The following is an 8,949-nucleotide window of genomic DNA, read 5'->3' as shown; positions in this document are numbered from 1 at the left end:
GCAAGCACCTGCTCTTCACTCCCGGGATCTACCACCTCACCGACACCATCCGGGTCACCCGCGCCAACACCGTCGTACTGGGTCTCGGCCTCGCGACCCTGACCCCGGACACGGGGAAGGCAGCGATCAGCGTCGCGGACGTGGACGGCGTGAAGCTGGCGGGCTTCCTGGTCGACGCGGGTCCGGTGAACTCGCCGGTGCTGATCGAGATCGGCCCGGCCGGCTCCACGGCCAACCACGCGGCCAACCCGACCTCGCTGCACGACGTGTACGCGCGGATCGGCGGCGCGCATGTCGGCAAGGCGACCGTGAGCGTGCGGGTGAACAGCAACAACGTGATCGGCGACCACCTCTGGCTGTGGCGCGGCGACCACGGTGACGGGGTCGGCTGGACCGTGAACACGGCGGCCAACGGGCTTGTTGTCAACGGCAACAACGTCACCATGTACGGGCTGTTCGTCGAGCACTACCAGGAGTACGAGACGCTCTGGAACGGCAACGGCGGCCGCACGTACTTCTACCAGAACGAGTTCCCGTACGACGTGCCGAACCAGGCCGGCTGGACGAGTGGCGGCGGCAACCAGGGCTGGGCGTCGTACAAGGTCGCGAACACTGTGACGACCCACGAGGCGTGGGGAGTCGGCAGTTACTCGTTCTTCAACGTCAATCCGGCGATCGTGGTGTCGCGCGCATTCGAGGTGCCCGACACCGCGGGGGTCCGATTCCACGACCTGGTCTCGGTCTCCCTCGGCGGTGTCGGCACCATCAACAACGTCATCAACAACACCGGCGGAGCCGCCAACCTCGCCACCCAGCAACGCTACGTCGTCAACTACCCCTGACAGACGCTCGGATGCCCCCTGTATCTGATACTCAGGGGGCATCCGACCTAGGGGAGAAGCTGTGACCGAGAAGACGACCGGCTATGCACCGGTCAACGGACTGGAGATGTACTACGAGGTCCACGGCGAGCGCGGTACTCCGCTGCTCCTGCTGCACGGGGGATTGTTCGACATCGAGCAGCAGTTCGGGGAGGTGCTGCCGAGTCTGGCCGAGAACCGCCAGGTGATCGCGGCCGACTTCCAGGCCCACGGGCGGACCAACGACATCGACCGCCCGCTGGGCACCGAGGCGCTGGCCTCCGACGTCATCGGCCTGCTCGAGCACCTGGGGGTCGAGAAGGTCGACGTCTTCGGCTTCAGCGTCGGCGGTGCGGTCGCGCTGCACCTGACGATCCGCAACCCGGAGCTGATCCGGAAGGCGGTCATCTCCTCGGTGTCCTACCACCCTGACGGCGATCGGCCGGAGAACGCCGCGGTGGGGGAGATGAAGGTCGAGATGATCGCCGGTACGCCGATGGAAGCGGCGTACCTGGCCAAGTCGCCGCATCCGGACCTCGAGCACCTGCAGGTTCTGCTCGACAAGCTCGGCGGCTACGACCGAGGTGCCAACGGCTGGTCCGACGACGACATCCGGGGGATCGCGGCGCCGACCCTGATCACGGTCGGCGACAACGACGCGGTGAAGCTGGAGCACGCGGTGAAGTTCGCCCAGCTCCGGGGCAGCGACGTCAACGGCGACTTCGTCGGGGTCCCGGCCTCCCAGCTCGCGGTGTTCCCCGGGACGACCCACTTCTTCGGCATGGCTCGCACCAACCTCGTCAGCGACGTCGTCATCACGTTCCTCGACGCGCCGATGCCTTAAGCGCTCGTCAGCGCCTTCCGGATCCGTTTGTCGGACACCGGGTACGGCGTTCCGAGGGTCTGCGCGAAGAGGCTGATCCGGAGTTCCTCGAGCATCCAGCGGACCTCGAGGAGCTCCGGACTCGGGTACTTGCCGGTCGGTACCGCACGCAGGCGTTTCTGGTACTCGTCGGTCAGCATCTGCACGATCGCCATCCCGGAGCGGTCGCGCATCGCGTTGGCGCCGATCTTGTCCAGCCGCTGCTCGATCCCGCGCAGGTAGCGGACCAGATCGGGCAGCCGCTTCGCGCCGGCCTCGGTGATGAAACCGCGGTGCACCAGCCCTTCCAGCTGACCTCGGACGTCGGACAGCGCGGCGAGCAGGGCCGGACTCGATGCCCGGGAGATCTGCTTGTCCACCGTGCGGGCGTGAGCCAGTACCTGCTCGACCTGTTGCAAGATCGTCAGCACGGTATCGGCGAGATCTGAGCGGACGGCATCGCGGAGTACAGAGAACGCTGTGAGGTTCCAGGCAGGTGCGTTGGCCCCCGCCATCAACTGGTCGACGGCCGCGGAGATCGCGTCGTCCAGCAGATCACCGACATTGCGGTGCGGACCGGCCATCAGTGTCATCTTCTGCTGGTTCGTCAGGTTGCGCTGCACTACATCGATGACGGAGGGCATCGTCAGCAGCAACAGTTTGCGGGTGCCGTTCCACATCGCGGCGGCCTGGTCGCGCTCGGTCTCCTGCAGCCGGATCGCCACGGTCTTGCCCTCGTCGACCAGGGCCGGGTAGCCCGCCACGGTCAGACCGTTGCGGTGCTCGGAGAAACTGCGCGGCAGGTCGCCGAAGGTCCAGTCGGTCAGTCCGGATCGCTCCAGACCACTGACCGCCTTCGACGCGACCTGGGAGATGGCGGCCGTCGTCTTGGGCTTCAACCGTTGCTTCAGCGCCGCGAGGTCCTTGCTCTCGGCCACGGTCTTGCCCTGGTCGTCGACCACCCGGAACGTCATCCGCAGATGCTCCGGCACCCGGCTCCAGTCCCAGTCCTCCGGCTCGATCAGCACGTCCCGCAGCGACCGCAGCTCGCGGGCCATCGCGTCGGTGAGCGGCCCCGACGACGCGTCGAGGTGCGGGAGGATCTGCCGGGCATGGTCCGGGGCCGGCACGATGTTGCGCCGGATTGCCTTGGGCAACGACTTGATCAGGGTGGTGACGAGCTCCTCGCGGAAGCCCGGCACGCTCCACTCGAAGCCGTCGGCCGTCACCTGGTTCAGCACCAGCAGCGGCAGGTGCACGGTGACGCCGTCCGCGTCGGTGCCCGGCTCGAAGGCGTAGGTGAGGTCGAAGGTCATCCCGTTCTGGGTCCAGCTGACCGGGAAGTCCTCCTCCTTCACCTCGGCACCTTCGCGCACCACCAGGGACCGCTCGAAGTCGAGCAGGTCGGGGTCGCGTTGCCGGGCCTTCTTCCACCAGGTGTCGAAGTGCGTCCCGGTGACGACCTCGGAGCCGATCCGCTCGTCGTAGAAGGCGAACAGGGTCTCGTCGTCGACCAGCAGATCGCGGCGCCGGGTACGTTCCTCCAGCTCCTCGACCTCCTCGATCAGCTTGCGGTTCTCGTGGAAGAACTTGTGGTGGGTGTCCCAGTCGCCCTCGACCAGCGCGTGCCGGATGAACAGCTCGCGGGAGACCTCCGGATCGACCTTGCCGTAGTTGACCTTGCGCCGGGCCACGATCGGTACGCCGTACAGGGTGACCTTCTCGTACGCCATCACGGCGCCGGCCTTGCGTTCCCAGTGCGGCTCGGAGTAGCTGCGCTTGATCAGGTGTGGGGCGAGGTCCTCGGCCCACTCGGGCTCGATCTTGGCGTTGACGCGCGCCCAGAGCCTGGAGGTCTCGACGAGTTCGGCGGCCATCACGAACTGCGGTGGCTTCTTGAACAGGCCGGAGCCGGGGAAGATGGCGAATTTGGTGCCGCGGGCACCGAGGTACTGGTGCTGGTTCGCGGGATCCTTCATGCCCAGGTGGGACAGCAGGCCGGACATCAGGGAGACGTGCACGCTCTGCGGATCGGCGGCCTCGCCCGAGTTCAGGGTGACGCCGATCTGCGCGGCGACCTGGCGGAGTTGGGCGAAGATGTCCTGCCATTCGCGGACCCGGAGGTAGTTCAGGTACTCGCTGCGGCACATCCGGCGGAACTGGTTGCCGGACAGGTCCTTCTGCTGCTTCTTCAGGTAGTTCCACAGGTTGAGGAAGCCGAGGAAGTCCGAGTTCGGGTCGCGGAAGCGGGCGTGCTGCTGGGTCGCCTGGGCCTCGGCGTCGGTGGGTCGCTCGCGCGGGTCCTGGATGGACAGCGCGGACGCGATCACCATCACCTCGCGGACGCAGCCGTGTTTGTCCGCCTCGACGATCATCCGGGCCAGGCGCGGGTCGAGCGGGATCTGGGCCAGTTGCCGGCCGACCGGGGTCAGGCGGCGGTTGCGATCGGCGGCGCGGGCCGAGTCGATGGCGCCGAGCTCGGTCAGCAGTTGCAGGCCGTCGGAGATGCTGCGGTTGTCGGGCTCGTCGATGAACGGGAAGGCGGCGATGTCGCCGAGCCCGATCGAGGTCATCTGCAGAATGACCGAGGCGAGGTTGGTGCGCAGGATCTCGGGGTCGGTGAACTCGGGTCGGCCGTCGAAGTGCTCCTCGGAGTACAGGCGGATGCAGATGCCGTCGCTGGTCCGGCCGCAGCGGCCCTTGCGCTGGTTCGCGCTGGCCTGGGAGACCGGCTCGATCGGCAGGTGCTGGACCTTCGTGCGGTGCGAGTACCGGCTGATGCGAGCGGTGCCGGGGTCGATCACGTACTTGATACCGGGCACGGTCAGCGACGTCTCGGCGACGTTGGTGGCGAGCACGATCCGCCGGCTCGAACCGTGCGACTGGAACACCCGGTGCTGCTCGGCGTTCGACAGGCGCGCGTAGAGCGGGAGGACCTCGGTGTTGCGCAGGTGGTGATCATTGAGAGCGTCGGCGGTGTCGCGGATCTCGCGTTCGCCGCTGAGGAAGACCAGGACGTCGCCGGGTGCCTCGAGCGCGAGCTCGTCCACGGCGTCGAGGATCGCCTGGGTCTGGTCGCGGTCGAGCGTGGCCGGCTCGTCCGGGTCGTTGATCGGGCGGTAGCGGACCTCGACCGGATAGGTCCGGCCGGAGACCTCGACGATCGGCGCCGGCTTGCCCTGGGCGTCGGCGAAGTGTTCGGCGAACCGCGCGGGGTCGATCGTCGCCGAGGTGATGATCACCTTGAGGTCGGGCCGGCGGGGGAGCAGTTGCCGCAGATAGCCGAGGATGAAGTCGATGTTCAGGCTGCGCTCGTGCGCCTCGTCGATGATGAGGGTGTCGTAGCGGCTGAGATCGCGGTCTCGCTGCAGCTCGGCGAGCAGGATGCCGTCCGTCATGAGCTTCACCAGAGAGCGCTCACTCACCTTGTCGGTGAAGCGGACCGCATACCCGATCGTCTCGCCCAGCTCGGTGCCGAGTTCCTCGGCGATCCGCTCCGCGACCGTTCTCGCGGCGAGCCGCCGCGGTTGCGTGTGCCCGATCATGCCGCGGACCCCGCGGCCGAGCTCGAGGCAGATCTTCGGGATCTGGGTGGTCTTGCCGGACCCGGTCTCGCCGGCGATCACGACGACCTGATGGTCGCGGATCGCCGCGGCGATGTCGTCCTTGAGCTGGCTGACCGGGAGCTCGGGGGGATAGGTGATCTCCGGTACGGCGAGCCGTCGCTGCTCGACCCGGTGTTCCGCCTGCTCGATCCGCGCGGTGAGGTCGGAGAGCGCTTGTGGGCGTTTCTCGTCGTCTCTCAACCCGCGAAGACGTTCGAGCCGCCGCCCGAGTTGCTCACGGTCGGCAGCCGTCAGTCCGTCGAGCCGCGCCGCCAACTCGGCAACCCCAGTCGCCTCGGCAACCGGAGTACCGGAGCCCGCAGTACCAGTGGGCTTCTTGCGCCGGCGGCGGGGACGGCGGGGCCGACCGGGATCCTGTGCGGAACCGGCAGCTGGAGTGGGACTCGGCGATTCGGTCCGGGCATCAGGCATAGCACCAGCCAGTCTAGGCGCCCGCCCCGAAGGACTCACATGGATTTCAGAGACCCTGGCCGGTGTAGAAGCCGATCGTCTTGTCCGCGGCGGCCCGGGCCTCTTCGGGATCGGCGCCGTTGGCAATGTCCGCGGCCGACCCGAAACCTCTCGTCGGCCGTCCGAAGGGGGCTCAATCTAGCAGTCACAACTTATATAAGCAAAGAATGCTATTCAACGGCGGCGAGTCAGTCGTGAGGGGTGGGGACCTTGACGGCGAGGACGGGGACGGGGGACTCGAGCAGGACGCGTTGGGCGGTGCTGCCGAGGATGAGTTTGCCGACCGGGCTGCGGCGGCGCAGGCCGAGGACGATCAGGCCGACTTCGTTCGCCTCGGCCGCCTTGATCAGTTCGTGGGCGACATCTCCGCTGCCGACCGCCTGCTGGATCGTCACCTCGACGCCAAGGTCCCGCAGCCGGGATTCGGCCGCGTCGAGCTCGGCCTGGTTGGCGTAGCGGTTGTCGATGTAGGCGTCACCACGGCTGGTGTTCAGCAGCAGGACGGAGGCACCACGCAGTACGGCCTCGGCGGCGGCCGCGTCCAGCGCGGCCTCGCCCTCGGGCGTCGGCACGTACCCGACCAGGATCTTCACTCGGTGTTCTCCCGTCATCAGTCGTCCTCACCGAAGGTGAGCCGGTCGCGGCTCGCCTGGGTGCCCCGGATGCGGGCGACGATACGCGGCAGGTAGGGGACGAACAGCGCCAGTACCGTCAGCACGATGATGATCAGGCTGAGCGGCCGGGTGAAGAAGACGCTCGCGTCGCCGTTGGAGATGACCAGCGAGCGCCGGAACTGCTCCTCCATCGTCGGTCCCAGGATGACGCCGAGGATCACCGGCGCGATCGGGAAGTCCAGCTTCCGCATGAAGAAGCCGACCACACCGATCAGTAACGCCATCAGGACCTCGTAGCCCGAGCCGGACAGCGAGTAGACGCCCAGGCAGGCGAACACCAGGATGCCGGCGTAGAGCAGTGGCCGGGGCACCTTCAGCACCTGCACCCAGATCTGGATCAGCGGCAGGTTCATGATCAGCAGGATCAGGTTCCCGACGTACAGCGACGCGATCAGCGTCCAGACCAGCGTGCCCTGGTCCTCGAACAGTTGCGGTCCGGGCTGCACGTTGAAGATCTGGAACGCCGCGAGCATCACCGCCGCGGTGGCCGAGGTCGGCAGCCCCAGGGTCAGCAGCGGCACCAGGACTCCGGAGAACGACGCGTTGTTGGCGGCCTCCGGTCCGGCGACGCCCTCGATCGCGCCGTCGCCGAACTCGTCCGGATGCTTCCGCCCGGCCTTGCGTGCCCGCCGCTTCTCGATCGTGTAGCTCAAGAACGTCGGTACTTCGGCGCCGCCCGACGGGATCGCGCCGAACGGGAAGCCGAGTGCGGTCCCGCGCAACCACGGGGCCCAGGAACGTGACCAGTCGGACTTGTTCAGGTACCCGGTCCGCAGTTGGCCCTTCTCCAGTACGGCGGGACGATCCGGCGTACTGCGGAGCTTCGATGCCACATGCAACGTTTCCCCGATGGCGAACAGCCCGACGATCACGATGACGACATCCACGCCGTCCAGCAACCGCAGGGTGCCGAAGGTGTACCGCTGGGCGCCGGACAAGCTGTCCAGCCCGATCAGCCCGATGAACAGTCCGACCGTCAACGAGAGCAGACCACGCACCAGCGAATGACCGACCAGCGCTGTCACCGCGACCATCGCCAGCAACGTGATCGCGAAGTAGTCGGTCGACTGGAACTCGCTCGCCAGGTTGCCGATCGGCTTCGCCACGAACGTCAGCAGCACCGTCGAGATCGTGCCGGCGACGAACGACCCGATCGCGGCCGTCGCGAGAGCGGCCCGGGCTCGTCCCTTGAGCGCCATCTTGTGGCCCTCGATCGCGGTCGCCACCGAAGCCGATTCGCCCGGGGTGTTGATCAGGATCGACGTGGTCGAGCCGCCGTACATCGCGCCGTAGTAGATCCCGGCGAACATGATGAACGCGCCGATCGGGTCGGAGAAGTTGAACGTGATCGGCAGCAGCAGTGCGATCGTCAGGGCCGGCCCGATGCCGGGCAGGATGCCGACGAGCATGCCGAGTGTGACCCCGAGCACCGCCCAGAGCAGGTTCATCGGGTCGAGGACGGTGCTGAATCCGTGCAGCAGGTCGTTGAAGACAGCGAGCGAGATCACAGGCCCAGCACCCCCTCCGGCAGCGAGATGTCGAGGAACTGCGTGAAGGCGATGTAGACGACCACCGCCAGCACGACCGCCACGATGATGTCCCGGACCAGTTGTCTGCTGCCGAGCACCCGGGCCGCGGCGTAGAAGAGCAGAGCCGTCGCGATCATGTAGCCGAGCGGAACCACGAGGAAGGCGTACAGGATGAGGAGAGCCGACAAGGCGACCGGCTCGAACCAACTGTGGTCGGGCGCCCCCGCAGTACGGGGTGAGCGAAGGCTTTCGACCAGGTAGGCAAGGGACAGCAGTAACCACGCTGCAGTGACCAGCAGGGGGAAGAAGCGGGGTCCGGCCGGGTCGAGGCCGTCAGGGCTGCGGATGTCGAACACGCCCACCAGGAACGTGCCGCTCAGCACCACCAGCACCAGGGCGGCGATGATCCGCACCAGCCGGGAGGCCTCGACCTCGAGGTCGGCGGTCTTGGCGGTCTCGACGGCCTCGGTGTCGGAGGTTTCCTCGGTGGCGCTCATACGATCCCCAGTTCCGTGAGCAGGGCCTGGACCCGGGTGGTCTCGTCGGCGATGAACTTGGTCGCCGCGTCACCGGTCTGGAAGAAGTCGGTCCAGCCCTGCTTCTTCCGGATCTCCGCCCACTCGGGCGAGTCGTTCGCCTGGGTGACGAAGTCGATCAGCCGTTGCCGATCCGCGTCGGGGATGTCAGGTGGCGCGACGATCGCCCGCCAGTTCAGTACTTCGGCGTCGTAGCCCTCGGACTTCATCGTCGGAAGTTGCTTGCCGTCCACCGTCATCGGGTCGGTGCCGGTGGTCGCGAGCACGCGCATCTTGCCGGCGGTGATCTGTTCCTCGAACTCACTGAGCCCGCTGATGCCGACGGTGACGTCGCCGGACAGAATCGCCGCAGTCGCCTCACCGCCGCCGGAGTAACTGATGTACTTCACGTTCGAGGGATCTGCGCCGGCCG

Annotated in this window: 7 protein-coding genes; 2 read left to right on the top strand and 5 right to left on the bottom strand. The window is 67.3% G+C overall.

Going from position 1 to position 8,949, the window contains the following annotated elements:
* Both VFG33_RS25230 and VFG33_RS25225 read left to right on the top strand, forming a co-directional pair.
* On the top strand, positions 1-842 hold an 842-nt coding region (locus tag VFG33_RS25230), incomplete at its 5' end, for a pectate lyase-like domain-containing protein (protein ID WP_524538149.1).
* Positions 843-903: 61 nt separating this feature from the next.
* Positions 904-1,704 carry an alpha/beta fold hydrolase gene (locus VFG33_RS25225; RefSeq protein ID WP_325055429.1) on the top strand — a complete coding sequence of 267 codons (801 nt, stop codon included), beginning with the start codon at positions 904-906 and terminating at the stop codon, positions 1,702-1,704.
* Here the strand turns inward: VFG33_RS25225 and hrpA are convergent.
* From hrpA to VFG33_RS25200, 5 genes are all read right to left on the bottom strand, one after another.
* Positions 1,701-5,759, bottom strand: coding sequence for an ATP-dependent RNA helicase HrpA (hrpA, locus tag VFG33_RS25220; RefSeq protein WP_325055428.1), 4,059 nt, complete (start codon positions 5,757-5,759; stop codon positions 1,701-1,703). The two genes, VFG33_RS25225 and hrpA, sit on opposite strands and share 4 nt — an antisense overlap.
* 227 nt (positions 5,760-5,986) lie before the next feature.
* Complete coding sequence (locus tag VFG33_RS25215) at positions 5,987-6,409, bottom strand: universal stress protein (protein ID WP_325055427.1); 423 nt, start codon at positions 6,407-6,409, stop codon at positions 5,987-5,989.
* Positions 6,409-7,980 carry a tripartite tricarboxylate transporter permease gene (locus VFG33_RS25210; RefSeq protein ID WP_325055426.1) on the bottom strand — a complete coding sequence of 524 codons (1,572 nt, stop codon included), beginning with the start codon at positions 7,978-7,980 and terminating at the stop codon, positions 6,409-6,411. Before VFG33_RS25210 ends, VFG33_RS25215 begins: the two co-directional genes overlap by 1 nt.
* Positions 7,977-8,498: a tripartite tricarboxylate transporter TctB family protein gene (locus VFG33_RS25205; RefSeq protein WP_325055425.1), complete on the bottom strand. Its 522-nt coding sequence runs from the start codon at positions 8,496-8,498 to the stop codon at positions 7,977-7,979. Before VFG33_RS25205 ends, VFG33_RS25210 begins: the two co-directional genes overlap by 4 nt.
* A partial coding sequence (locus VFG33_RS25200) for a Bug family tripartite tricarboxylate transporter substrate binding protein (protein ID WP_325055424.1) occupies positions 8,495-8,949 on the bottom strand: 455 nt, incomplete at its 5' end. The genes VFG33_RS25200 and VFG33_RS25205, both read right to left, overlap by 4 nt.

The sequence above is a fragment of the Kribbella sp. genome (genome assembly GCF_035687465.1).
In the GTDB taxonomy this organism is placed as follows: domain Bacteria; phylum Actinomycetota; class Actinomycetes; order Propionibacteriales; family Kribbellaceae; genus Kribbella.
This window is presented reverse-complemented; position numbering and strand designations above follow the sequence as displayed.